The 25,708-nt window shown below is 58.8% G+C and carries 25 protein-coding genes; 19 read left to right on the top strand and 6 right to left on the bottom strand.

The window, feature by feature from the left end:
* The first annotated feature begins 458 nt into the window (after window positions 1-458).
* From V1289_RS22235 to V1289_RS22200, 8 genes are all read left to right on the top strand, one after another.
* Window positions 459-725, top strand: a complete 267-nt coding sequence (locus V1289_RS22235; protein WP_334398850.1) for a hypothetical protein — start codon at window positions 459-461, stop codon at window positions 723-725.
* Between the two features lie 3 nt (window positions 726-728).
* The gene (locus V1289_RS22230) at window positions 729-956 is read left to right on the top strand and encodes a hypothetical protein (protein WP_334398849.1); all 228 of its coding nucleotides are present in this window, start codon (window positions 729-731) and stop codon (window positions 954-956) included.
* 107 nt (window positions 957-1,063) lie between these two features.
* Complete coding sequence (locus tag V1289_RS22225; protein ID WP_334398848.1) at window positions 1,064-1,480, top strand: very short patch repair endonuclease; 417 nt, start codon at window positions 1,064-1,066, stop codon at window positions 1,478-1,480.
* Window positions 1,477-2,973 carry a DNA cytosine methyltransferase gene (locus tag V1289_RS22220; protein WP_334398847.1) on the top strand — a complete coding sequence of 499 codons (1,497 nt, stop codon included), beginning with the start codon at window positions 1,477-1,479 and terminating at the stop codon, window positions 2,971-2,973. The genes V1289_RS22225 and V1289_RS22220 overlap by 4 nt, the downstream gene beginning before the upstream one ends.
* A gap of 138 nt (window positions 2,974-3,111) precedes the next feature.
* A complete protein-coding gene (locus V1289_RS22215) occupies window positions 3,112-4,470 on the top strand; it encodes an ATP-binding protein (RefSeq protein WP_334398846.1) in 1,359 nt (452 codons plus the stop codon).
* Window positions 4,467-7,241 carry a Z1 domain-containing protein gene (locus tag V1289_RS22210; protein ID WP_334398845.1) on the top strand — a complete coding sequence of 925 codons (2,775 nt, stop codon included), beginning with the start codon at window positions 4,467-4,469 and terminating at the stop codon, window positions 7,239-7,241. The genes V1289_RS22215 and V1289_RS22210 overlap by 4 nt, the downstream gene beginning before the upstream one ends.
* A complete protein-coding gene (locus tag V1289_RS22205; RefSeq protein WP_334398844.1) occupies window positions 7,238-8,218 on the top strand; it encodes a PD-(D/E)XK motif protein in 981 nt (326 codons plus the stop codon). The genes V1289_RS22210 and V1289_RS22205 overlap by 4 nt, the downstream gene beginning before the upstream one ends.
* Window positions 8,211-10,289 (top strand): AIPR family protein, encoded by a 2,079-nt coding sequence (locus V1289_RS22200; RefSeq protein ID WP_334398843.1) that lies wholly within the window; start codon window positions 8,211-8,213, stop codon window positions 10,287-10,289. The genes V1289_RS22205 and V1289_RS22200 overlap by 8 nt, the downstream gene beginning before the upstream one ends.
* Here the strand turns inward: V1289_RS22200 and V1289_RS22195 are convergent.
* The 3 genes from V1289_RS22195 to V1289_RS22185 form a co-directional block, all read right to left on the bottom strand.
* On the bottom strand, window positions 10,286-11,464 hold the full coding sequence (locus tag V1289_RS22195) for a restriction endonuclease (protein ID WP_334398842.1): 1,179 nt from the start codon (window positions 11,462-11,464) through the stop codon (window positions 10,286-10,288). The genes V1289_RS22200 and V1289_RS22195 overlap by 4 nt on opposite strands.
* A gap of 579 nt (window positions 11,465-12,043) precedes the next feature.
* Window positions 12,044-12,598, bottom strand: coding sequence for a hypothetical protein (locus V1289_RS22190; RefSeq protein WP_334398841.1), 555 nt, complete (start codon window positions 12,596-12,598; stop codon window positions 12,044-12,046).
* A 198-nt stretch (window positions 12,599-12,796) separates the two neighbouring features.
* The gene (locus tag V1289_RS22185) at window positions 12,797-13,021 is read right to left on the bottom strand and encodes a hypothetical protein (RefSeq protein ID WP_334398840.1); all 225 of its coding nucleotides are present in this window, start codon (window positions 13,019-13,021) and stop codon (window positions 12,797-12,799) included.
* A 241-nt stretch (window positions 13,022-13,262) separates the two neighbouring features.
* Here V1289_RS22185 and V1289_RS22180 point away from each other — a divergent pair, with 241 nt between their 5' ends.
* From V1289_RS22180 to V1289_RS22145, 8 genes are all read left to right on the top strand, one after another.
* Window positions 13,263-14,144 (top strand): ArdC family protein, encoded by an 882-nt coding sequence (locus V1289_RS22180; protein WP_334398839.1) that lies wholly within the window; start codon window positions 13,263-13,265, stop codon window positions 14,142-14,144.
* Between the two features lie 623 nt (window positions 14,145-14,767).
* Entirely contained in the window at window positions 14,768-15,274 is a 507-nt protein-coding gene (gene tnpA / locus V1289_RS22175; protein ID WP_334398838.1) for an IS66 family insertion sequence element accessory protein TnpA, read from the top strand.
* A complete protein-coding gene (gene tnpB / locus V1289_RS22170; protein ID WP_334398837.1) occupies window positions 15,271-15,624 on the top strand; it encodes an IS66 family insertion sequence element accessory protein TnpB in 354 nt (117 codons plus the stop codon). Before tnpA ends, tnpB begins: the two co-directional genes overlap by 4 nt.
* 73 nt (window positions 15,625-15,697) lie before the next feature.
* Window positions 15,698-17,233, top strand: a complete 1,536-nt coding sequence (gene tnpC, locus V1289_RS22165; protein WP_334398836.1) for an IS66 family transposase — start codon at window positions 15,698-15,700, stop codon at window positions 17,231-17,233.
* Between the two features lie 385 nt (window positions 17,234-17,618).
* Entirely contained in the window at window positions 17,619-18,122 is a 504-nt protein-coding gene (locus tag V1289_RS22160; protein ID WP_334398835.1) for a DUF5681 domain-containing protein, read from the top strand.
* A 104-nt stretch (window positions 18,123-18,226) separates the two neighbouring features.
* Complete coding sequence (locus tag V1289_RS22155) at window positions 18,227-18,535, top strand: hypothetical protein (protein ID WP_334398834.1); 309 nt, start codon at window positions 18,227-18,229, stop codon at window positions 18,533-18,535.
* Between the two features lie 194 nt (window positions 18,536-18,729).
* Entirely contained in the window at window positions 18,730-19,167 is a 438-nt protein-coding gene (locus tag V1289_RS22150) for a hypothetical protein (RefSeq protein WP_334398833.1), read from the top strand.
* Window positions 19,168-19,247: 80 nt separating this feature from the next.
* Window positions 19,248-20,621 carry a site-specific DNA-methyltransferase gene (locus V1289_RS22145; RefSeq protein ID WP_334398832.1) on the top strand — a complete coding sequence of 458 codons (1,374 nt, stop codon included), beginning with the start codon at window positions 19,248-19,250 and terminating at the stop codon, window positions 20,619-20,621.
* A gap of 57 nt (window positions 20,622-20,678) precedes the next feature.
* Here V1289_RS22145 and V1289_RS22140 read toward each other — a convergent pair whose 3' ends face one another.
* The gene (locus V1289_RS22140) at window positions 20,679-21,749 is read right to left on the bottom strand and encodes a restriction endonuclease (protein ID WP_334398831.1); all 1,071 of its coding nucleotides are present in this window, start codon (window positions 21,747-21,749) and stop codon (window positions 20,679-20,681) included.
* Window positions 21,750-21,788: 39 nt separating this feature from the next.
* Here V1289_RS22140 and V1289_RS22135 point away from each other — a divergent pair, with 39 nt between their 5' ends.
* The 3 genes from V1289_RS22135 to V1289_RS22125 all read left to right on the top strand — a co-directional run bounded on the left by V1289_RS22135 (window position 21,789) and on the right by V1289_RS22125 (window position 23,493).
* Window positions 21,789-22,151 (top strand): helix-turn-helix domain-containing protein, encoded by a 363-nt coding sequence (locus V1289_RS22135; protein ID WP_334398830.1) that lies wholly within the window; start codon window positions 21,789-21,791, stop codon window positions 22,149-22,151.
* Window positions 22,152-22,684: 533 nt separating this feature from the next.
* Window positions 22,685-22,855 carry a hypothetical protein gene (locus tag V1289_RS22130; RefSeq protein WP_334398829.1) on the top strand — a complete coding sequence of 57 codons (171 nt, stop codon included), beginning with the start codon at window positions 22,685-22,687 and terminating at the stop codon, window positions 22,853-22,855.
* A complete protein-coding gene (locus V1289_RS22125) occupies window positions 22,852-23,493 on the top strand; it encodes a hypothetical protein (RefSeq protein ID WP_334398828.1) in 642 nt (213 codons plus the stop codon). Before V1289_RS22130 ends, V1289_RS22125 begins: the two co-directional genes overlap by 4 nt.
* A gap of 277 nt (window positions 23,494-23,770) precedes the next feature.
* Here the strand turns inward: V1289_RS22125 and V1289_RS22120 are convergent, their stop codons facing one another.
* Both V1289_RS22120 and V1289_RS22115 read right to left on the bottom strand, forming a co-directional pair.
* On the bottom strand, window positions 23,771-24,271 hold the full coding sequence (locus V1289_RS22120) for a hypothetical protein (protein ID WP_334398827.1): 501 nt from the start codon (window positions 24,269-24,271) through the stop codon (window positions 23,771-23,773).
* 70 nt (window positions 24,272-24,341) lie between these two features.
* The gene (locus tag V1289_RS22115) at window positions 24,342-25,250 is read right to left on the bottom strand and encodes an alpha/beta hydrolase (RefSeq protein WP_334398826.1); all 909 of its coding nucleotides are present in this window, start codon (window positions 25,248-25,250) and stop codon (window positions 24,342-24,344) included.
* Between the last annotated feature and the right edge of the window lie 458 nt (window positions 25,251-25,708).

The raw sequence follows: 25,708 nt of genomic DNA, 5'->3' as shown, positions 1-25,708 counted from the left end.
CATCATCGGCGAGTTTCGAAAATCTATTGATCCAACCACAGCCGGTCAGTTCGCCCTGCGACGCCGTCCAGTTTGGCCTGCGGCGAGGCTGGCAATCTAGCTCGTATCGCTCGATGCGCGGGAGAGCGGCTGCTTTTCCCGCCATCTCACCAATTTGTTCAAGTCCTACCATTGGCAAACCTGGGCGGGGTTATGGCCAGTCGGGCGCGGCACCTATGGCCGCCCGCCGGGCGAAGTTGATTATCATTCCCTCATGGTAGAGAGTTGTCAAAAGCTCCACGAGCCTTTGATCGTCTTACCTTGTGAGGTAACCGTCGCGGACAGCTCACCGCGATGTTATGGTTTGATGGTTTGCTCGGTACAGGCCAATGATCGCTGGTCAGCTGAAAGTTGCGAGCACCTGCTGGAGCTGTGGCGGAAGCTAAAAGGTTCAAAGACGCCCAAGGCCAAGGAGGGTGATGGAGAGCAAAATGACCCCAAGCAAGACCATGTTTCTGGAAATCGGCCGCAAGCGGTTCCAGATCGCCTCTTTCGAGGAAGCATCTCGCTTGTTCTGCGCCGCCCGCGATAAGATGGGCGAAGGCGCTTCCCGTACGCCGTCCCCAAAAATCGTTGACGAGCGCGGCGAGGTCATGGGCCACGTTTCTTACAATGGTCGCGTATGGGCTGGAGCAACCTACGTGCCGCACGCAACTCCTCTGTACGACAACCGCGCGGAGGCTTGAACCTTGACCACTTGGATTCACAACGCCGCCGAAGAGAAGGGTATTCCGCTTCGCACGCTGGATCAGGTCCGCGAATCTCTGGCGCAGGCCAAGCAGCGGGATGCCGACGAATCTATTGCCCGCTTGATGATTTGCCATGGTCGCCTGACTGACGAAGCGATCCTTTACATCGGCGACAACTACCCCTCGGTGTGGGAATGGCCCCGGACGATTACCGCGAAGCTCCCTTGAAGCCCGCGGCCTGACGCAGGTTGTGGGTGCTCGGGATCACCAAGCTGTAGAAGTGCGGTTTCTTTCTGTAGTCCAAACGCAAGTACAGTGAACGACCAGATGAGGTTATGTTGGTAGATATTGTTTCACCGGCACGACGTTCGGAAATGATGAGCCGCATTCGCGGCAAAGGCACCAAGCCTGAGCTGCTGGTCAGGAGCGTGGCACATCGGCTGGGGTACAGGTACAGACTCCATGTCAGGAACCTTCCCGGATCACCCGACCTAGTTTTCCCCCGCAGAAAGCTTGCGCTGTTCGTGCACGGCTGTTTCTGGCACCGGCATGAGGATTGCCCTTATTGCTATACGCCTAAATCAAATATACAATTCTGGCGCGAGAAATTTAAGAACAACGTGGCACGAGATAGAAGCGCGCAGACGGGGCTGGAGGGGATGGGTTGGCGCGTCGCAGTCATTTGGGAGTGCGAAACGACGGATTCTGACGGCCTCCGCAAGAAGTTGAAGGAATTGCTGGGTCGCCGATGATTACCGCAGATGCGCTGCTGATTCGCCAAAGGAAACTTGCCCGGCTGCGCTTGGGCGGAAGCCCGCGCGCCCTCGAAATCTGTTCCGGCTGTGGCGGCTTGTCCCTGGGCCTCCAGACCGCGGGATTCGAGCTTGCTGCCCACATCGAGATCGATCCCGAAGCAGCAAAGAGCTACGCGCTCAACTTCGCCAACGGTCGCGACCTGGAAGGCCCCTGGGCCGCGCCGCGTAACATGGAAAGCGTATCAGCAGATCAGCTGGTAGCCGAACTTGAGCTGCCGACCGCCACCGCCGAATCGTTTGATGTTCTGGCCGCCGGTCTGCCCTGCCAAGCCTTTGCCCGCATCGGCCGATCGAAACTTCGCTCTGTGTCTGGCGGAGAAGAGGATGCTTTCCAGAAGGACCCGCGCGCCGCGCTCTATCGTCGATTTCTGAAATACGTCGAGGATACGCAACCTCTCGCAATCGTCATCGAGAACGTTCCAGACATCCTCAACTTCGGCGGTCACAACGTGCCGGAGGAGATTTGCGACCATCTGGAAGCTGCCGGATATTCGACGGCCTACACGTTGCTCAACGCCGCCTATTTCGGCGTACCGCAGATCAGAGAGCGGCTTTTCATCGTGGCCCTCGCCTGTGGTCTTGGAGAGAATCCTAGTTTCCCCGTGCCCACTTGTTTCGCCGAGCTGCCGAGCGGTTATCAGGGGACGCGACGCGTAGCCCTCAAGCACGTCGATCAGACCAGCGGGCGCTTCCACCAGCTTCACGAACCGTCAGACACGTTGAAACCGGCGGTGGGGACGAGGCAGGCGCTCGCAGACCTCCCTCGCATAACCGAGCATGTCAACGACCCTCGGGTCATCCGCCGGCGCAAGCTCACTGAAGAACTGCCTTATCGCAAGAGCAAGAAGGCGCTCTCGGAATATGCTGGCATGATGCGGAGCTGGGATGGCTTCGCCAGAGACGCCGGTACGGACGGTCACCTCGTCCGCCTTACACCGCGCGACTTCCCCATTTTTGAAGCCATGGATCATGGCGCCGATTATCCTGTGGCGAGGAAGCTCGCCGAAGATATGTTCGAGCAGGCTCTTCGCAAAAAGCGGCTGGGCAGCGTTTCCAAGAACTCGACGGTTTACCGCAACCTCAGAGCCGAAATGGTCCCGCCTTACGACCCCGAAAAATTCCCGAACAAGTGGTGGAAGCTTGATCCCGCGAAGCCGTCACGGACGCTGACGGCTCACATGGGCAAGGACACCTATTCTCACATCCATTATGACAGTCGGCAATGCCGGACCGTCTCCGTCCGCGAAGCTGCACGCCTCCAGTCATTTCCCGATGGTTTTGTCTTTGCAGGCGCGATGAATGCGGCCTTCCGGCAGATCGGGAATGCAGTGCCACCGCTGCTGGGCCTGGCTGTTGCCCGGGTCGTTCGCGAGCAGCTGAATCAGGCAGCACAGTCCGCAGATCAGACTGATGATCGTCAGGTTGCCTAGGGATGGCAAAAGAACGGCCCGTCGAAATCACTCCGTCGGCAGCAGCTCTTGTGGAGTCCCTCAGGGGTCTCGGTTACTCGCCAGAAACGGCAATCGCCGACCTGATCGACAACAGCATTGCGGCAGAGGCCGCAACCATTGAAACTTGAACTCGAGTGGAACAACGGCCATCCGCAGGCCGCGCTGCTCGATAACGGCAACGGCATGGATCGCCTCACGCTGGCCGAGGCGCTGCGCTTCGGAGGGACGGGTCCAAATTCTACGCGGACGGCCAGCGATCTGGGCAGGTTCGGACTGGGGCTGAAGACGGCGTCGCTGTCCCAGTGTCGCCAGCTTACAATCATCAGCAGGACAGCCAGCAAAACATCAGCCCTGGTCCTGGACGTTGACGAGATTGCGAAGCGTGGATGGTTCGCGACCGTTTCGGCAGCGTTGCCACAGCACCCTCTGGCCACCAAGCTGCTCCAGCTCGAACATGGCACCCTCGTTCTGTGGGATCGCATGGACTCCCTGGGAGGCCTGTCGGGACTTGAGAAGAAGACCTTCTACCTTCGCCTTGAGGACATCCGCGCCCACCTCGGCATGGTCTTCCATCGGTTCATCAACGGTGATGCAACTAGGCTTGAGATCATCCTCAATGGGCGTCCGATAAAAGCCTGGGACCCGTTTCAGACCGGGCATCCTTCGACGCGGGAGCTGCATTCGGAACGGGTTCGCCATGCGGGCTCCGCCTTGACCATCAGACCCTATGTGCTCCCGCACCGCGATCGATATGCAAACGAAGCGGACTATGAGGCCGCCGGAGGTCCCGGCGGCTGGGGAGCGCGTCAAGGCTTCTACGTCTATCGCGGAAAACGGCTGCTCGTCGCAGGCAGCTGGCTGGGCCTCGGTGGCGTCCGCACGTGGACCCGGGACGAAGCCAGCCGTCTGGCTCGTATCGAGGTTGATCTTCCCACTGACCTGGACAGAGACTGGCGCATCGATGTCCGTAAATCTCAGGCACGTCCGCCCGGCGCACTCCGAGCACGCTTGACAGCCATTGGCGGCCGCTGTCGTCAGGAGGCCCGTGAAGTCTTTGCGTTCCGAGGTCAGGGCTCTCGCGCGCGTGGGGTGCCACACACTGCGCCTACGGTCTGGCTGGCCCTGAAAGGGCCGAGAGGACTTCAGTACAGGATCAATCGCGACCATCCTGTAATAGCGGCCTGCCGAGACAGCGCAGGAGACGCTCGTCCTCTGAATGCTGTCCTGTCGATCATTGAAAGAAGCGTACCGATTGAGCGTATCTGGCTCGACGTATCCGAAACCGAAGCTACCGCATCACCGCCAATGGATGCGGACGAGATTGCGCAGCTGGGCAATCAGCTGCTCGAACTTGGCAAAGTTCTGCCAGCATCCATGACCCCTGATCAGCGTGCAGACATGCTTCTCGTCAATCTTCCCGGCGACCTGACGAAGCTAAGAGCGGAACTCGTGCGCAAGATGGGGCAAGCGACGTGACGGACATCGTTGAAGCGCTCGCGCTCAGAGCGAGAAAAATCCTGCAGGTTCAGAAGGAATCCGGCGAGGTAATCAATCGGGAGGGCATCGCCAAGATTGTGGACCTGGACGCTCAGACGTTCACGTTGATGACCAGGCAGGCCGTTACTGCCGAGCAGAAGGAGGCTGCCGAACGGATGCTCTGGACCATCTTCGTGACAGAGCAGGGTCCGGCGCTGGCGTTGCAGGACAAGGAAAGACCTGCCCCCTGGTATCTTGGAGGACGTCGTCAGCCAGGCCCATTCATGCAACGCTACCTTTACAAGCTGGAGGAAGATGGCTGGCCTGTCGAATCGATTCAGCGGCTTCAGGAAAGCACCGCAAGAATTCTGGAGGTCATGGACGACCCGGAGCGCCCGGGAAGCTGGGACTGGCGAGGGCTTGTTGTCGGCGACGTGCAGTCAGGAAAGACGGCCAGCTATGCCGGGGTCGTGAACCGTGCGGCGGATGCGGGCTACCGCATCATCATCGTGCTTGCCGGCATGCACAAGATACTGCGTCTGCAGACCCAGAAGCGTTTCGACAAGGATTTTCTCGGCTACGACACGAATCCCAAGACGCGTCAGCCCAATCAGCCTCTGCGCATCATCGGGGTCGGTAATTTCAATCCCCAGCTTACCGTCGACAGTCTCACGATGGCTGATCCGAATGGCGACTTCAATCAACGTGCAGCTGACCAGCTCAACTTTTCACCTGTCAGTCAGCCTTGCCTGTTCATCGTCAAGAAGAACGCAAAGGTTCTTGAGAACCTGAACAACTGGATTGCACGGCTGCCCGGACCTGCAAAAGCGGCGCCGGTCCTCGTCATCGACGACGAGTCCGACCAGGCGTCGGTTGATACCGGCGACCAGCCTATTCTGGAGGATGGGACATTCGAGCAGGACTACGATCCGAAGCGCGTCAACGGAGAAATCAGACGCCTGCTGATGTCATTCGATCGCAGAGTATATGTGGGTTACACGGCGACGCCCTTTGCGAACATCCTCATTCACGATGAGCGGCAGGCAAACGACTTCGGGCCAGACCTCTTTCCATCGACCTTCATCGTTTCCCTTACGCCGCCAGATGATTATTTCGGCCCAGCCGCTGTCTTCGGCACCAACGATGACGCAGACAATCCAGGCCTGCCCCTGGTCCGGCCCATAGATCAGACATTGGAGGACTGGATACCGTATCCGCACGACAAGTATCTCAGACCGCGCTTCAACAATCAGGATATCATCCCGCCAAGTCTGGAGGAAGCCATCGACGCCTTTCTCCTGACCTGCGCCGCCCGTGCGGCGCGAGGACAGGAGCGCGAACACAACTCGATGCTCGTTCACGTCTCACGTTTTGTCGATGTTCACGGTGAGGTCCACCGTCAGGTCGAGAAGTACGTGCGCGAAACGCGCGCGATGATTTCCAACGGTGATCGCGAAACCATGCAGCGCCTGAAGGCCGTGTGGGAATCAGACTATCTTCCGACAACGGAAGCAGTCCGGTCCACCGTGTACGGGCGAAATACGATTCCCGTGACATGGGATCAGGTTGCGGAAACCCTCGCTGAAAGCTCCGACAAAATCCAGGTCATCACGGCGAACGGCAAAACGAAGGCAGACATCGACTACGATGCCTACAAGGACACCGGCTATTCGGTCATTGCAGTAGGTGGCGACAAGCTCTCGCGCGGTCTGACCCTTGAGGGGCTTTCGGTCAGTTATTTTCTGCGCGTCTCGCGCCAGTACGACAGTCTCCTCCAGATGGGCCGCTGGTTCGGCTACCGCCGTGGCTTTGCTGACCTGTGCCGTTTGTTCACGACCCCTGATATGGAAGACTGGTTCCGCTATGTCGCGACGGCCCAGAAGGAACTGCGGGCGCAGTTCTTCGAAATGGCCCAGATGAATGCCACCCCGAAGGATTTCGGGCTCAAGATCGCCGTTCACGACATTCTGGAAGTGACCGCGAAGAACAAACAGCGACACGCCGAACTTCGTCAGAGCAGCTATGCCGGCGAAGGCAAGGTGCAGACCGTCATGTTTCGCGACCGCCCGACCGTCGACCGCAACGCGGCAATCTCCGACGACTTCTTATCACGCCTTGGTGCCGGGACAGACAATCCGCGACGACCAGGCGTGGGGGATACGAGAGCTGACGGCACTCTCTGGACTGGCGTGGCTGGCAGAGAAGTTGCCGAATACCTGAAGAATCTGACCTTCCCGCCGGAAAGTCAGCAGGTGGATGGAAACAAGCTCTCGACCTTCATCAACGGCCAGCTGGCCATGCAGCCCCCGGAACTGACCGACTGGACCGTGTTTCTTGCCACCGGCAGCGAAAAGGAAGTCGACCTTGCAGGCCGCCGACGCAAATGCGTTCTTCGTAACCCAAGGAAGCCGCGAAACGGTCAGCAATCACCAGACGATCGATTCATCATCGGTACGACCCTCAGCCCCCTGGATCAGGCGATTGATCTGACCGATTCCGAATTTGAAGAGGCACTCTTCAGAACGAACCGGGAAAGAAAATCCCGTACTGACTCCGAGACCAACGTGCCGTCCGGCGAGTTCATTCGCAAGGTTCGCGGCGGGCGCCCGCAGAACGGCCTTCTGATCATCTATCCCATCGATCCGGACAAGGCTGGGGTTGAGCCTACCAACCGTCCCGTCATCAGCGTCGTCGTCAGCTTCCCGGACAGCGATGCAGCAGATTCCCGCGTATACCTCATCAACAGCGTCCAACAGCGCCAGGAGTCATGATGACTTGGCTGGAAGCGCTCAATGGTGCGTGGGACGAACTGGCGAGGACAGCGCCTCTTGCACGTCAGTTCAGGACGAAGCTGATCTCGACGGAAGTGCCGCTGGACATCCTTGCCGGGATGCGAGCCAGCGACAGTGCACCTTGCCTGATGCTCCAGACCACCCCTGCTCCCGAGGCTCTGTTCGAACTTGGCGGAATGCGACTGAGCACCGTCCCCGACCAGTCTGGACCGTTTCTCGTTCTGTCCCTGGAGGACAGTGGCAGACGCGACCTCTTTTCTACCATCTGCGCAGATGTTGTGTCGGCCGCGGCACGAGCCGGGACAGCGGACGCGTTGGAACAGTTTCTCGCACGCCTGGATGCCTGGAGACAGTTTCTTCGAGACAGACGCGATGGACTTTCACGATCGGAAACGATCGGCCTGATAGGTGAGCTTCTTGTTCTGGAGCAGCTGCTCGCTGCCGACCCTTACGTCCTGGCAACCTGGCAATCGCCCAACGATGGCCTGCACGACTTTGAGAGCAACGGTCATGCGCTCGAAGTAAAGGCCGGACTCGGGCCTTCGTCTTTAATCACGATCTCGGCGCTCGACCAGCTTGACGTAACAGGCCTTCGCCGGCTTGACCTGCTTCATGTCAGGCTTGTCGAGGTACCCAGCGCCCGGTGTCTGCGAGACATCCTAATCGCGATCAGCAGCATCCTTCCGAATGACGCTTCGCGCCGTGCATTCGAGAATGCACTTCTACGGCGCGGTCTGATGCCGGATGACGATGCAGCGAGGTTCACACCGAAAGTTCAGCAGCGTTCCATCGACGCCTATTCCATATCTGAAGCCTTTCCTCGCCTGAGCCGTGCGGCTCTGCCGGTAGCCATCACCGAAGCAACCTATATGCTTGAAGTTCGAGCCATCGCAGCCTTTGCCGCTGACACGACCGCCGCCCTTGATGCGTTTGTCGAGGGAGGCGCCAATGACTGACGATGCAGTTGCCAAATTCGCCGAAGAACTCTCCGGTGAAGTAGAAGACGCATTGTCGGCTGATACGCCGTTCTCCCAGGAGATATTTACAGAGCTGATCCTTGAGCGCCTTGAAGAAGCCGGACATCTGGTAGGCACTTTCCCGCTGTTTCAGCAGGGGCGCGTCAGAAATGCGATCTATCGCATTGATGGCTACTCGTTCGACGAGGAGCGCTCCCGGCTCGAGCTGTTCACCACGATCTACCGTGAGGATCTTCCGCCGACCCGGGTACCCCAGGCCGAAGTGACGCGCGCCTTCGAGCGTGCCATCCGTTTCGTGAACGCCTCCATTGAAGGTCTTGCCGCGCAGCTTGAACCTTCCAACAGCGACGCCAGCGACCTTGCGAGACTCATCGAGGCTCAGGGGCCGACGCTTGGAAGCGTCAAGATCATCCTGCTCACGAACGGCATGGTCGACAAGACGACCGGATCAACCGACTGGCGGGATCGCAAGGTCGAGTTTGACACCTACGATATCGCGCGGCTGCAGAGAATCCTTGGCGGCGGCGAGACGCGCACCGACATCACCGTCGACCTGCAGGCTCTGACAGGCGCTCCTGTCCCCTGTCTGCACGTTCCCAGTCAGACAGGAGAGTATGACGCTTATCTTTCTGTGCTGCCCGGCGAGGCACTTTCACGCATCTATGACCGCTATGGCGTGCGTCTGCTCGAATTGAACGTGCGTGCGTTTCTGGGCCTTCAGGGTCGAAAGAGTGTCAACTCAGAACTCAGACGCACCATCGCCGACCAACCATCAATGTTTCTGGCCTACAACAACGGCATCGTTGCAACGGTCGATGACCTTGAGATCGTGAACGATCGGGCCGGACGGCCGTCAATCAAGTCGCTCAAGGGCCTGCAGATCGTCAATGGCGGACAGACGACCGCCTCACTCCACCGGGCGCGTCGCAAGGACGGCCTCAATCTTGGAAACGTTGCCGTTCCTATCAAGATCATCAAGGTTGGCGGTGCCGACCTGAGCGAGATGGTTGCTTCCATCTCACGAGCTGCAAACCGGCAGAATACCGTCCAACTCGCGGACTTCTCAGCCGGCGATCCCTGGCACCAGCTGATCGAGACGCTGGCGAACAACACCTGGCTCGACGACGGTAAGGGGCGCTGGTTCTACGAACGCGCCCGAGGTTCCTACCTGGCCGCGGAGGCGAAGGCAGCCTACCGGAAGTCCGACCAGCAGACATTCCGCGCACAGACCCCCAAGCAGCGGCGGCTCAGCAAGCTTGATGTGGCCCGCTATCTGACCGCCTGGGACGGTCTACCGTACCGGGTCTGCCTGGGCGGACAGAAGAACTTCCAGCACTTCATGCAGCGGATGAAGGACGCCGCGCCGCCGCCGCCGGACACGGCCTGGTTCAAGCGGCTCGTTGCAAAAGCCATTTTCTATCGCGCCGCGGAGAAGAAGATCCGGGCCATGAAATTTCCTGCCTACGGCGCGCAGATCACGGCCTACGTGGTCTCCGGTCTGGCTCAGAAGACCGGAGGCCGCATCGACTTCGAGGGGCTGTGGTCCCGCCAGTCCGTCAGCGCCGAGCTTGAGAGGCTGGTCGAGGCCTGGGCTCCGCAGATCGACGCGCTTCTGCGCCAATCCGCCGGCCAGAAAAATCCAAGCGAATGGTTCAAGAAAGAGGAGTGCTGGCTGGATATCGTGAACCGGTTGCCTGCGCTTTCTGACCCTCTCCCGCCGGAGCTGTCTTATGCCGGTGTAGCCGACGGCGACAAAGCCGCAACAGCGCAACCCAGAGCCCATTCGGTTGCCGACTATGAGCGGATCGCGCGGTGCATGAGCATCAACGCGGCAACGTGGCTTGAGGTCGCGGAGCGAGGGTACAAAGCAGGTGTGGTCCACTGGAAGGTCGCAGCCATCTGTCGAACGCTCGCCAGCTACGCCGCCGGAGGTTGGGACAAGAAGCCATCTGCTAGACAGGCCAAGCCCGCGCTTGAGGCTTTTCAGGCGTGTCAGAGTGCCGGCGTGATCGCAGGCACCGCGGCGGCGGAAGCCGGGACCATTTCCTAGGTGGCTTTGGGGAATTCCTCGGCTAGCCAGGTGGCGACTATCGCAGCGCTACCTTTCCCGTTTCTGCGAAGCAGATCGACAATGTCAGCAGCGGAAACGACGACGATCGGGTGCTCGTCTTCCTTGATTTCTTTGTAGGCCTGCAGATCAACCCAGCTGGTGGTAACAAGAACACCGAACTGACGATGTCTGAGCCGGGAAATGAGGCGCGACATCTCCCGGACCCCGACCGAGTTTGACGACGAGTAGCACTTCGCTTCCAGAGCAAAATCGACAAGGATGCCGCTCGGCCCGGTGCCGACGCGAAGCTGGCCGATACCGTCGCGTCCGCCGTCACGAGAGGGCCGCGTTACGTCCAGCGCCACCACATCCGGCATCATGAACCGCACGATGGCGGCAGCGCAGTGTTCGAAAGCGTGAGGACTTTCCCTGAAATGGTCCCGGATAACCTGGACCATGGCCTCGCCGTCCTTGTCCGCGGGCAGCTGTTCTATCTTGGGCCGATACTCCAGAGAGCGCGTCGACATGAGCGCTCGACGACGGCCGGTCTTTACCCATGTCTGCCAAGCGTCCGGAGCAACCGCGTCATCGGGCTTTCCCGCAATCAGACTGTCTATCCACGCTCGGGAAATGACCGACGCATTCAGCACTGTGAACCTGGCGCGATAGTTCTGGAATCTCTGACCTCCCGCCGTTCGCCAGATCGCAACCAGCTCCTCTGACGAGTCCAGGTCTGATGCACCCGGCACTGCCAGTCCGAGGAAGTCCATGTCGCGCCAATTGCGCGCCCCGCTGAAGATGAACGTAGGCGGTACCTCACTCCGTCCCTCCACCCCGGAACGAGCCGCGGTAAATATCTTCTGCAGGATGAGATTGCCATCGCGGCCAGTATCGTGGAGTTCACGGCCGGGCTTCTTGTTGTCACCGTAATAGGTGAATACGCCGGTCTCGCGATCGAGCGAGTCCGGCCAGTCCGCGTCGGCGAGACTTGAGGTCAGGACGAGCAGGTGGAGCTTGCCCGTCACCTTGCCGCGGTAGCGAAAGCCACCCTGGCTATCAACGCGAAGCAGCCGTGGAAGCGGATCGTCACCAGCGTTACCGGACCGGCCCCCTTCGTAACGTGCATCGACGTAAAGATCGGAAGTGGAGAGCTGCTCAAAAGAGATTGTTTTCACCAACCCACTCCATGAGAATTTCTGAGACTTTGTCGCTCGTCTGGTTCGAACCCGACCGCCATGCAACAGCAAACTAGCCTTACCTATAACACCATCACACCATGTCACCGTTACTTGAACCGGGGAACCGCGAGGACCGTAGCCAGCACAGTCGCTGCGCAGATCATGTTTAGGAGATTTGGGGTAACGGCGGGAAAAACCCTGACCACTGCGTCGCGCTCAATGGCTCCTTTGCGACTTGCGCAGTTGTCGCATCGCCGGCTCTCTTTTCGCCATCGTTATTCCAGTAAGCAAGAAGCTCAGGCACTTGGATGCCTGAGCTTCTGGTAGCCTTCCCTGTCGAGTCTTGGTGCCCGTGTTTCCACAACATCGCAGATACGACCGACGAAACGCTTAACAGCGGTGGTTAGCAAGCTCTCAACAGTCCATATGATTGACGAATGATCACCACAACTTCCGCAGACGTCCCGTTCAACCCCGTTCTAAGACGAAAGCAAACCGGCTGGATACGCTCGCACCGCCTTGGTGTTCGTCGGGTTCGAGGGTTTTACCTTGCCACCTTGCCCGATCGGACAACCTCTAGGTGAAGCCAAAGTGATGGATTTGACAGGAACGGTCCCTCTTGCCCGTCGGTATATATTCAGTCCCGTCGGGCCCCAGTATCCCACCTTTGATCTCTAACTCGCCGCCTCTCGGAGTTCGACGCCACATGCCCTTATTGATCGACGCGTGCGGTTCGTTCTCCTCCCAGCGCAACACCAAGAGTTGATGATCAGCCAGAAGCGAGTTGCCATTGTCGTCCCGCTCCCGCGGCCAGATTTTTGCGGACGGCGCATCCAACGACGCCTTGATTTCCTCCGATGCCATTGGGGCGGCTTTTCCGACAGGGATCGGGACATTGTTCTCTGCAAATGAAATGAGCGACGACATCAAATTGCCGATTAGATACCTGGTAGCGCCAAAGCCGTGATCCGGGCTTTGCCAGTATCGGGCACGTAACCCATCCCGGCCGTTGTAGAAAAGGTCGCAAGTCTCATCGCCGACACAAATAAGGAAAAGGGCTTGGCGAGCATTCTTCGGCTCGCCCGGTGCTGGCGTCCTGTAGGGTTCGACCGCGACACGAATGATTTTCATTTCTTTTCGTACTCGGGACGCAATCTCCTCAAAAGACACTGCGGCATCGAGACACGTCCGCCTTTTGGCGGGCAACTCAGACATGTCCCACTCAGCTTTGGACAGACTTCTAGTCACTGATGCGCCATTTTAGGGGCGGCTGTACATGTCGGAATTGCTGCTGGCGACGTTGGCGACCCGAGAGATGGCAGGGCGAAGTCAGCCCTTCAAATCATATTCAGCTTTGAGCCGCGCAGCGATTTGCTCGATCATTTCCCGGCGTTCGGCGTCGTCTTCTGATCCTTCTTGCGAAACGGCCACCTTCCAACTGTCACCGTCAGGCTGAACGGAAATCGTCATCTCGGTAGGCCAATCGCAGATGTCCTCCATTTCCACCTTGATAGAGGCTTCGAGTTCGGCGGCTGTCTTGCTCGGTTTTTTCATTGGACATCTCGCCACGGTTAGGGACGCATTGGTTATAGTGCACGTCCGTCAAACCTTAATACCTTCTTAACGGCCCTTTTTGACCCCGGGATATTTCTGAGGTGGGTCTCACGCGCGCGAGCGGGGGTGGCCTGTCCATGCCCCCCGGGGGGTAGAATTGCACCCAACCTAGAGCCTTGCCCGACGCGGCTATGGCATGCGGCCGATCGTGGTCGCATCAGCCATAACAGCGAGGCAAGTCATGAAACGCGATCTCTACGCGGAAGTCTCTGCACGCATTGTTGCAGAGTTAGAAGCCGGCGCCGCCCCCTGGGTCAAGCCATGGTCGGCAACCCCGGGCGCAAACACCCCGTGCAATGCTGTCAGCAACAGGCCCTACTCGGGATGCAATGTCGTTCTGTTGTGGATGGCGCAGGCGGCCGGCTATCGCACCCCGCGCTTTTTAACGTTCAAGCAGGCCTTGGAGTTGGATGGCAACGTGCGCAAGGGCGAGCGTGGCACGAAGGTCTTTTTCGTGAAGCAACTCCACGTTCGGGACGACGTTACAGACGATAGCTCCGGAACGCGCTTAGTCCCTATGATGCGTGAATACACGGTTTTCAACGTCGACCAGTGCGAAAACCTGCCCGACAGCATCAGCACGGGGAAACCCATCCGCGTTCGCAATCCCGACACGCGCGACGGGCTTGCCGATGATTTCCTGCGCTCAACTGGCGCGGACATCCGGGAAGGCCATGGCGAGGCGTTCTATGTCCCGAGCCGGGATTTTATCTCAATGCCGGCATTCGCGGGGTTCAAAGGCGCCGATCATTTCTACAATGTGGCGTTCCACGAGCTAACGCATTGGACGGGGCACAAGGCGCGCCTCGATCGGGACTTAAAGAACCGGTTTGGTTCACGCGACTACGCAGCGGAGGAACTGATTGCGGAACTGGGTGCCGCGTTCCTGTGTGCCGAATTTGGCTTTGACGGTGACGTTCGGAACGCGGGCTATATCACCTCCTGGGTTGACCTTCTGAAGGCCGACAAGCGGGCGTTCTTTACGGCCTGCAGTCAGGCCTCCAAGGCTGCTGACTACCTGCGCGGCTTGGCCCTTGCCGAGCCGGGCGAGAGGGCAGCGTGATGTCGCCCCAAACTCCTGCGCTGGGCCCTGGAAAGCGCGCAGGACGTGAGCCGCTGTACGACGTCCACCCGCAGACCGGCGCCACCATCGAGGTCTTTTATTCGGACCGAACGCTCGAGACGTTCGGCAGGTGCGGCGCTGGTTGGTTCTGGTGGTCTCGGCGACGCGGGTCTGCGCCGTCAGGCCCGGCCGCTGGGCCCTTCCCTACAAGCTACTCAGCATACAGGCACGCCTTGGGGACTGATTTGGGGACTGGTGGTATTTACTTTTAAAATTACAAAGTAACATCAAAATGATGCGTCGACTTATTGGCGGTGGAAGCAGTCAGATACGAACCGGTCTCGGCCTGTTTTTCCCTGTTATCAGGGAATTAACTGGGAAAATTTCGCGATTCTGCGACTTTGGACCGCTCGAAAAGGCCATTAAGCTCGTAGATTCCGTCGGTTAGCCAATTCTCAGCGTTTCGCCTAACAGGGAATTTCCGTCGTGTGATCAGGGATTTGTTTGGACTCATCAGGGATGGCCGCCTTGCAGAGTAAGCGTCCATTTCTCACACACTTGTCTCTTTAAGGTTCGGACGCGATCTGTTCTCACCGACAAATTTTAAAAGTGAGGACGACGAGATGTCCGACAAATTCCGAACCCGTGAGCGTTACGGCGAGGCTTTCTGGCGCAAGCACCATGAGACGTGGCAGCAGAGTGCGTTGAATCAGCGGGAGTATTGCGAGGCACACGGGATTCCGCTGAAGGCTTTCGGCAACTGGCGAGCGAGGTTCAAAGCCGAGCCGCAGCCACCGGTCCGCAAACTGCTCTACCGGCGCCGGGGCTTAAGTCATACCCTTGGTCATAGCGTTAGTCATAGCCTTAGTCATATGACTTACGACCTCCCAGGCCCGATCGTGCCGCCGGCCCGCGAGGGCCGCAGGCGGACGTTTAGCGAGGTCGATAAACGCCGGATCGTCGAGGAGACGGGGCGCCCGGGCGCCAGCCTGTCGGAGGTAGCGCGCAGCTATGGGATCGCGGCGCGTGTCCTGTTCCGTTGGAAGCAGGACCTGACTCAGGTGGCACCGCTGTTCGTGGCGGTAGAGATTGTGGATGCGACCCCGCCCACCGAGGAGCACACATCATGACGCTGCTTCCTGCGGGCGTGAAGGTGCACCTGGCCTTCGGCTATATCGACATGCGCAAGGGCATCAATGGCCTCGCGATGCTGGTCCAGGGCGTGCTGCGGCAGGATCCCTTCTCGGGCCATCTCTTCGTGTTCCGGGGTCGGAAGGCCAACCTCATCAAAATTGTGTTCTGGGATGGCACCGGCCTTTGCCTCTTCACCAAGCGGCTCGAGCACGGCGTATTCCTCTGGCCGTCGAACGTCGACCCGGGTGGGACGCTGATGCTGAACTCGGCGCAGTTGTCGATGCTGATTGACGGCGTCGACTGGCGCGCACCCGAGCGGCAGTGGCGACCGGCTGTGGCGGGATGATCACTGCGGCCGATTGACTCACGGGCATGTTGTTCGGTGAGGAAGCGCGCGAGTCGGCGTAAACTTCCGGCTCATGGACATCGATCTTGCCGCCTTGCCAGATGATGTAGAGACGCTGCAGCGGATCGTCCGGACGCTCGCGACCGAACGCGCCAGCCTCACCGAAGCGCAGGCGGAGATCGAACGCCTCCGGCTCATCGTTCAGAGGCTACAGCGCAGCCAATTTGGTCGGCGTGCCGAACGGCTGGATGACGACCAGTTGCAATTCGGTTTTGAAGACCTCCACGCCGATATCGCGCGGGTCGAAGCCACGCTTCCATCAACGACGGTCAAGACGCCGAGATCGCGGCCCGATCGACCAAGCCTGCCGGCCCATCTGCCCCGCGAGGACATGCGGCTCGATCTCGAGCATCAAGCGTGCCCGTGCTGCGGCGGTGAACTGCATGTGATCGGCGAGACCGTCAGCGAGATGCTCGATCATGTGCCCGCGCGGCTTCGAGTCATCCGCATCTGCCGGCCGCGCTATGGCTGCCGGGCCTGCGGGACTATTCATCAGGCGCCCGCCCCGGAGCGTCCGATTGCCAAGGGCCTCGCCAGTCCCGGTCTTCTCGCCCATGTCCTGGTCGCCAAATACTGCGATCACCTTCCGCTTTACAGGCAGAGCCAAATCTTCGCCCGGCACGGCGTCGAGATCGACCGCTCGACCCTGGCGAACTGGGTGGGCGGCACTTGTTGGTGGCTGGAGCCGCTGCAGGCCCGCCTCGCAGCCCATGTGTTTGGATCGACCAAGCTGTTTGCTGACGACACGCCGATCCCGGTGCTCGATCCCGGCCGCGGCCGCACCAAGACCGGTCGGTTGTGGGTCTATGCGCGCGACGATCGACCATGGTCCGGGCCCGAACCGCCGGCCGCCGTCTACTTCTACAGTCCGGATCGCAAGGCAGAGCGTCCTGCCGCTCATCTCCAGGACTTCCGTGGTGTGCTGCAAGTCGACGGCTATGCTGGCTTCGAGCGGCTGACCGCGCCGGGCGACATCGTGCTGGCAGCGTGCTGGGCCCACGCACGACGCAAGTTCTACGACCTGCACGAAGCGACCGGTTCACCGATCGCCGCCGAGGCCTTGCGGCGGATCGCCGAACTCTATGCGATCGAGGGTTCGATCCGGGGCCGCACGGCAGAGCAACGTCGCCATGTGCGTAACACCCGCGCCCGGCCACTCATCGACATGATGAAGCCCTGGCTCGAGATGGAGCTTGGCCGCGTTCCACCCGCCGGCCCCCTCGCCGAGGCCATTCGTTATGCGCTGGCGCGCTGGCCAGCCCTCACCCGATTCCTCGACGACGGCCGCATCGAACTCGACAATAACCCGGTCGAGCGCGCCATCCGGCCCATCGCGCTCGGGCGCAAGAACCATCTGTTCGCCGGATCCGACGGCGGCGCGGCCCGCTGGGCAGTCGTCGCTTCGCTGCTAGCCACCGCAAAGCTCAATAACGTCGAGCCGTTCGCCTACCTCAAGGACGTGTTGGAACGCATGTCCAACGGCCATCCGATGACCAAGCTCGGCGAGCTCCTCCCCTGGAATTGGACCCCGTCAAAAGCTAAAGTCTGACCGACGTGTAAGAAATGGACGCTTACCTTGCAGACAGCGGGGCAGGATTTGCTGTTGGTCGCTTCGCCAGATGGTTGGAGAGCATTCCTGAACAGAATTTCTTCATAATAATAATGCCAATTTTTTTGTGAAAGAATTGCATGTAGGCGGCGCTTAGGATGGCAGCTAGTCGCGAAATAGTTCGAACCACCAGCTTTTTAAATTACCTCCCTCGGTCTTGACGCCGTCCGAGATTGTTCGCGCCAGGTAATTGTGCTCGATGTTTGATGTTCGTTTCGCCGCCTCCGGTTGTGTCAGACGCGCGGCCTCCGAGCGGTTTCGACGAAGTTAAGTTTGAGGGCAGCGGAGAGGCGAGAACAAGTATGAGAGCGGCAGGAGGATGCTGGTGACTGACCAAGCCAAAGATGGCGAACCTGCAGGTTATAAACGCCCGCCCAAATCTGGCCAATTCAAGAAGGGGCAGTCGGGCAATCCAGGCGGGCGGCCAAAACGCAACGGGCCGATCGACATCGATTTCGATCAACATCTCGACGAGGTTTTCGACGTAAAGATTGACGGAAGAGAGAAAAAAATGTCGGCGAAGGAAATCGAACTTCGTCGCGTGCTAATGAAAGCGATGGACAAGAATAAACCGGATTTCAAGTCGATCGCCTATTTGCTGGATCTGTTTGAAAAATACGACTGCATCAGCCGGCCGGTGCAGAGCAGTGGCGGCGTCCTCACGATGCCGACCAATCAGTACCCTATGCGCATGTGCCTGCTCATAGCCGAGCGTTATGGCGCACCGGAGACCTGGACCAAGGCGCAAATCGCTTGGGGGCGAAAGCAGTACGAAGCGACGAAAACCGATCGCGAGCGGCTTGAGGAATCGGTAGGGGTATTCAACTGATGAAAGATAATCAACCGCGGGTCGGGCGCAATTCACCACCTGTTCGTCGACAGTTCGGACAAGGGCAGAAGCGAGGCAAAGGTCGCCCGAGGGGCGCGACTGGAATGAAGACCATTGTGCGGAATCTAGCAAGGCAAATGCACCACGTCCCCCAGTTTGAATATCAGATTACCACGGTAGATCTATTGCTTTTGCAGCTGCGCAACCTTCGTCTAAAAGGCGACATTCGAGCGCTGAAGTTCAGCGACCTTTATTTCGCGAAATTTCAGCCGCTGGAAAGCGAAGCTGGCGGCCTGTTAGTGGTGCCGGAAACTATGCCTGCGGAGGCCTTTCACGACCGGGAAATGAAGTTGAACCAGCTGCGAACCGATCCAACTCTAAATGACCCCTTTCTAAACCGTCCGGTCGATTAGCCAGCCGAAAGCAACACAGACTCGATGCGGCGTCCGATAAAGCATTTTGAACGGGATCTCTTCATAATAATAGCGGCTGCATTATCCTGAATGATCTCCAAGGTCAGTTTGCCCTAAGGCCAACGGCGGGGCCCCGCTCTAAGAGCACCTCGCCCAGTCACCGGATCCGCAACGGACCAAAGGACGTATGCCGAATGCCGAAACTTCCAAGCCTTTATGATCTCTATGGCCCCACCAGCCTGCTAAATTTGGAAAGGTCGATTGCGGAAGGAAAAATCCCAACAGCCTCGGAACTCGCCGCTATACTTGAAGCCAATTCCGAAAAGCCGTTACCCCCGTGGTTTATTGCGACGGTCGTCAAGAGTCTGCGCGGCGAATTAAAGAAGCGGCCGGGCCGCCCCAAAGCGAGCCCATTGGCAGACATTCGCTTCGCAATAGCGGAAGCGAGATACCCGCTTTACCTAGCATGGCTGCAGAAACGTCAGAGCACGTCCGGCTTGGATGGGTGGTCGGCGGTTCGCGGGAAAGATTGGTGGGATGGTCCACCGCACGAGCGCGCTGCACGAATTGTTACTAAGCAATGGCTCAAACATGTGAGCTGGAAAGCGTTCTTGAACCGGGTCTCTTCATAATAATTACGGCTGCTTTATCCTGAATGATCTCCCGGCCAGCCGGCGCTACTCCCTCCTCCAACCTAACCATGGAGGACGAAATGGCGTTAATTGAACCAAATCACAGAAGGCTTGCGGTTGTTTACCAGGACATAGCCGCCTTGAAGCCGCGGCCGGGCAATCCCCGCACCCATTCGAAGAAGCAGATTGCCCAAATCGCCAACGCCATCCGGCGATTCGGTTTTACCAATCCCGTCCTGGTCGATGACGCTAACGGCATTATTGCGGGCCACGGCCGCGCAGAAGCTGCCAAAGCGGTGGGACTGGATCAGGTCCCCACGGTGCGCCTGTCTGCTATGAGCGAGGCCGAGATTCGGGCCTACGTGATTGCAGATAATCGGCTCGCAGAAAACGCTGGCTGGGACCGCGCTTTGCTCGGTCTTGAGCTGCAATACCTGACCGAGCTCGAAATCGATTTCGACGTTACCGTGACGGGCTTTGATCTGCCTGAAATCGACCTGTTGATTGGCGAGCTTTCGCTTGCCGCGAACGATAATGATGCTGCAGACGCCGTTGTTGAGGTCGCGGCTGGCCCTGCGATCAGCCGTCCGGGCGACATCTGGCAAATCGGCAACCATCGCCTGATCTGCGGCGATTCCACTAAGCTCGAGACCTATCAGCAGCTACTCGGCGATGTCCGGGCGCAAATGGTGTTCACCGATCCGCCCTATAACGTACCGATTTCCGGGCATGTCGGCGGCCTCGGCGCGATCCAGCACCGCGAGTTCGCCATGGCCTCCGGCGAGATGTCGCCGGTCGAGTTCACGGCTTTCCTGCAGTCGGTATTTGGCCATCTGGCAGCCTTTTCCGTGGATGGCGCGATTCATTTTCAGTGCATGGACTGGCGCCATGTCTCGGAAATAATGGCTGCCAGTACTGCCGCCTACACAGAGCTAAAAAATATCTGCGTCTGGGCCAAAAACAATGGCGGCATGGGCTCGCTGTACCGATCGCAGCACGAGTTTGTGTTTGTATTCAAATCAGGCACAGCACCGCACATTAACAACGTCGAGCTGGGTAAACACGGGCGATACCGCACTAATGTCTGGAACTACGCGGGCGTAAACAGCTTCGGCGAAGACCGCGGCGACCTTAACCTGCATCCGACCGTAAAGCCCGTGGCAATGGTTGCAGATGCCATCCGTGACTGCTCAAATCGAAAAGGCATTGTGCTCGACGCTTTTGTCGGCTCGGGCACGACTCTGATTGCGGCCGAAAAGACCGGGCGCCGGGGCTACGGCATTGAGATAGATCCGGCCTACTGCGATGTCACCATTCGCCGCCTGCGCTCTGTGTGCGGCCTGGAGGCCATTCTGGAGGCTACCGGGCAGCGCTTTGGCGAAGTGGAGGCCGAGCGAGCGGCTGCGGCGGAAAACCTTGGAGAGGCCGCGCCGAGTCAGGAGGGCGTCGCATGACTGCGAGCTAACGCCGCTGCTAGCATTGCGACATCAGCCGATTGCTGCTGCGCTCCGCTATCGCGTCCGGTCAATCAGCCAGCTGAACAGCCCGGCGTCGATCGCGGCGTCCGATAGACGCTCGGCTGCCCACAGATGCAGCCGCGGCTGGGCAGGCAGGCTGAGGGCGCCGGCAACGCCATGGCAGACGAAGAAGAAGCGGTCACAGCTACCGTCCCGTTGAAATCGGCCGACGTAATCGTCAAGTTCGGCCTGAGACGTCCCGGATTTAATCTGCACCCAGGCCGTCTCTCCGATTGTGGGTTGGCTGAGGATCAGGTCCACGTCCGCTTGATTCTTGCCCAAGACACTGCTGCGCTGCCAACCGCCCCGCGAGAAAATCAAATCGACTAACGTCTCAAAATCTCGCCAATCGAGCTGCCGGATCATGCGAAGGCCAATTTCGCGCATCTCGGACCTGAGGGCGGTCGCCTGCGCATGGACCGGGTCAGGTTCATCGCGAATGCGGCGCAGCAAATAATCCGCGTGCTTAATGGCGCAGATCGTCATTTGATAGCTGGCGGTGCTGGTCAGCGCCGAACTCAGGCTGCGCACGGTGAGCGGCTCTCCAGTCAAGCTTGTTTTGGACCACCCCGCCCGGGTTCGACGGTAACGCGCCGGTTCATCCGAATTGCCCTGCTCGACCCCAACAACCGGGCCTTCCGCGAAGGCCCACCGAAAATGCCCATCGGCCATGGTCACCCACAAGGTATTCTCAGGCAGGTCATAGAAATCCTTCAGCTCGCGCAGACCCTGGCTCACGCCCCGCGCCGTTCGCCCCATTCCGAGAAGCTGACGCCGCACCTTATCCCAATTGCCGGCTAGGCAAGCACGATGGTCGACCGAGCGATAACCGAACGGAATTATCCCCTGTTCCAAAGCGTTGGTGGCCCACTTTCCGTTCTCACCGAGTTTGATGTACCTGATCGCAGCCGGTTCAAACGTCTCGTCCGGTCCCCCACACCCCATTGTCGCAATCTGGCCTGGAACATCCCCGGGGATAACATTTGACGGACGAATTGCGGGCCGGGGCGGCGGAGCGCCCAGAGTACTGATTGGCGCCATCGCCGGCGATTCGATATCTTCCACAGCAAGCCTCCGAATTGACTTGACGGCAATTCACTTCCTTTGCCCGGCAAGTCCACGGGGTGGCCGGAGAATGCGACAACAGGGTTAAGATATATCCCTTTTTGGGATAATCCGATCATCGGATCAGCCTCCGCGCCGATGGCTACTCGCGCGCGCAAACTCGACAAATCGGTCCATTCCGTAGGGCAAGCTGCCTTCTGCGAGTTGATGGTCAGGGCGCGCAAAACCGCCGGGCTGACACAGCACCAGCTCGCCAAACGCCTTCGTCGGCCGCAATCGTTTGTCGCCAAATACGAAGGCGGCGAAAGGCGGGTCGACGTGGTGGAATTTATCGAGATTTGTAAGGCCATCGAAGCAGACCCCAACAAGCTGCTGAAGGTGCTCATTCAACGCGTGGCATAGCCGCCACTTTGGCCCTAACCTTCACAGGGTTGAGCTCGGGGAAGCAACATACTGGGGACCCCCTTGCTCGTCACCTGAGTGCCATCGGTTTAGGGCCCACTCTCGCCCATAGATGATCTTCAGCTCTCTCGTTTTAAGTCATCCCTGACCCTGCGCTGGTTGAGCTAGCGTGTCTGAATGTTATGCCATCTTCCTAGGCATTACCCTCTGAATACGCTCGAAATAGGCGAGCAATCCACTTATAGTCGCGCTAAACAAGTGAGTAGGGGCATTTTAGTGAGAGCGGATTCGGTCGAAAATACAAGGAGCGGCTTATTGCGATTTCTTCTCTTGCGCAGCCAATGTGTTGTCTTGGGCAACATCCAAAGGGGTCCAAATACACGATGCGGCTCCCGGTCGGAACCAGCTACGTAGAGCCGCTCCTGATGCGCGCAAGCGCGCCACGTATAGGCCGAGCAAGAGCTTCGATTTTCTGAACGGCTCTTCTTCCGGCATTCAACGGCAGCCTTGCAGTTTTTTCTTTGGCGCAGAGCATGCTCGAGCGGACTCAGCATGAGGCAACGGTGACCGGAACTGTAAAAATTGCCTCTACCACTGCGGATAACGTCAACGTCGCGTTCTACCAGAACGCCGTACCGATCATCCGAGACCTGGCGGTCGAGAACGCGCTGAGCCGCGATCTGTCCGAGATTTCGGTCATTTGACGGCTGAACCGCCGTTTCTTGCGCCCGGCGTCTGGCGCATTGAGCGTATCGCAAACCAAGCGGTCCACCATATCCGCAGCCTCGACCTCAAGCTCGATCCGGCGTTTCTCGCCGGCATCAACGCATCCAGGCGAGGCGAACTGCGCATCCTGGTCGAAGCCGCGGGCGCCGTGCTCGCCGAGCAGGCCGTCGAGATCAACCTTTTACCGCCCTCGCATTGGGGCGGCGTCAATTCGGCGCCAGAACTGCTGGCGGCCTTCGTGCGGCCGACCGATCCGAGCATCGACGTCATCCTGCGCGAGGCATCCGACAAGCTCGCCGCCGCCGGTCGCGACGAGGCCATGGACGGGTATTTCACGCCGGAGCCGGACCCTGCGCAGGTTGAGCTCCAACTGGGGCTCGTTTATGCCTCCAAGAACATCCCTAGCAGGCTGGCCTTCGGATTCCGGTTGAAGTCGATGGTTCGGCGCCGTTTCGTCCTCACTGAATGTCTGTTGTGGTGGCTAAAGCGGACGTCAGCTGCGCGCCCGACGAGGTCCGAGTCTGGCACTTTTGAGACATGCCGGGGCGGTCTGACGATGTCCGTTGTTCGGGGTAGACCGGAAATGGTGTTTCGGGGCTGTTCGGACCGTTTTTGACCATTGCATCAGCACGGCTCGTTGGCGCGGCAATCGGTGTACGGCTCGTGGTGTTGTTCCAGCCCGCTCGGGTCATGGTCCCTCGCGTCGGGCTGTAGGCCCTATGCCAGCCTCTCAGGTTCGTCCTAACAAATTTCGAGCAGCGGTAGGTTTCTCAGGCTTACCGCATCAGTGAGGCTGCCATAGGTCGGGGCGACCCATAGTCATCGAAGCCGATAAGACGCGACGTTTATGGTTGTTGCTGCTAACTACTCCCATAACAACACTGCTCAAAACCTCAAAACAAAAACGGATTGACTGAAACGATGCTCTTCCCATCCGCCGTCTGTTTCACCTTAAATTCTACCTCTTTTTGCGCAGTCGCATCCGCAACGGTCACATACAATAGCCCAATGCAAGTAACCTCTTGCGCTGATCGATTTCTTGAATTCATGAGTATTGTATCATCCAACCTATATACTGCGGCTTGTCTCGCTTTTTCCCAAATCGCCGATTTCTCAGCTTCCAATTTATCATCCACCATTGCCGCAACCGAACTCGAATTTTTGGCGGCGTAATTCACAAGTGCATTATTATTATCATCCGAAACGATCTTAACTACTGAATTGCGGGTATCCAAAGAATCGCACTCAGGTTCCGTCCCTCCACAACCGCTTAATAAAAGAAAAACGGAAAAACACCCTAAAACTAGAGGCCGCGCGAGCGCCGCCTGTGCGGCGGGCGGGCCGCTCGCACCGCTCTCTGGGAGCTTGCGCGTGAAAATATTGACAAAGTGCATCTTACTGACGACGACAAGCCGCTCGCTGAAATACGCGGGCCCGCGCTCATGCCGATTTTGACACATAGCTTCAGCTATGCTGCGCAGCGGATGACGCTGAACCGACGCGTTTGCCCATTTGGGGCGTCGGTTCGACCGGCACGTAGGGCGCAACCGGCCCAGGATCGGTCAAATCCGGTGACGCTTTTATCTCGACTGGCCTAAGGGGACTTTCGTCTTCGAGAAATTTGTCGAGCATGCCTTGGATCGACGCCTTTGCCACATCGGGGCCAGTATCGCGCATGTCGTTGTGTTGGAAGCCGGTTTGTACGACCTCAATACCAGACTTCTCACGGACCTCTTTAGAAGGCATGACGCCGGGATCAGTCTTGAAGACGGGATCCTTCGAGCGGAACGAAAGGATCTTGAACCTGCCGTCGGTGATAAACGGCACGCGCAGATTGTCGAGGGTCACGACCCTCTTAGCTAGCTCGGGATGCAACTTGGCGAAATACATCGAGATGTCGGCACCAGCGGAATGTCCCACCACAGTCAGGTGGTCATAATCCGCATTCGGCTGGACGTTTTTCATTTCCCCGACGGCAAACTTGATGTTGGCAACGCCGCGCAGGTACTGCGGCTGACGGCCGACATAGAGCTCGCCGACTTTCGTCACCATAGGTGGATCGGTCGGCAGATCGTGCTGGATGCTGATCGCTATATAGCCGCGGGCGGCAAAAACGTTCGCCAGGAAAGAGTACTCGGTGAATTTGACGGTGTTGCCGTGATTGAGGATCGCCACCGGCAGCTTGATCATGCCGGCATTCGCCTGCATTTCCTTGTCGCGTCGCACGGCGATGTCCACCGCCACGGGGCGGTTATCGCGCGCCGGATCGTTGAAGGTCAGCGTCTCGTGGCGGATCGCCCATTTGGTCGTGGTGAAGTACGTGACAGTCAACACCGCGGAAAGCGAAACCAGAACAGTAATTCCACGTTTCATGTTCGTCCTCGGCGCACCGACCTCGGGGGGCCAGATTCCAAGCTTCGAGGCTCTGCGGTTCCTAATCCTTAAGATATGTCACAGCGACAGGAAGATTAGAGTTGTGAATTGACCGCCTGACCATTGTGCGGCGCATCCTTGTGCCGATGCACAATCAAGGGATACGGGCGGTTCGTCCTCACTGTGGGACGGCACAAATCAAGGTTTGGTTCAGGTCTTGGATAAAGGGCTTGGTAAGAACGGCCCTCTGGGCAGTTCGTTCCACCGGGCGCTGTCAGGCGCGGTTGGCCACGCGGCGGCGGCCCGCGCACGACCTCGTTGCGCGCCGTCACAACGCTCCCAATTCCGAAATTGGCACCTTTGAGACATGCCGGCGGGCGCTGAGAATGTCCGTTGATCGGGGCAGACCGGAAGAGGCCGCCCGACCGCCAAGACGACGCTTTTGACCCGAAGGCGAC

Source organism: Bradyrhizobium sp. AZCC 2289, from assembly GCF_036924615.1.
Taxonomy (GTDB): domain Bacteria; phylum Pseudomonadota; class Alphaproteobacteria; order Rhizobiales; family Xanthobacteraceae; genus Bradyrhizobium.
The sequence above is the reverse complement of the archived record's forward strand: the minus strand, read 5'-3'. Positions and strand labels throughout refer to the sequence as shown.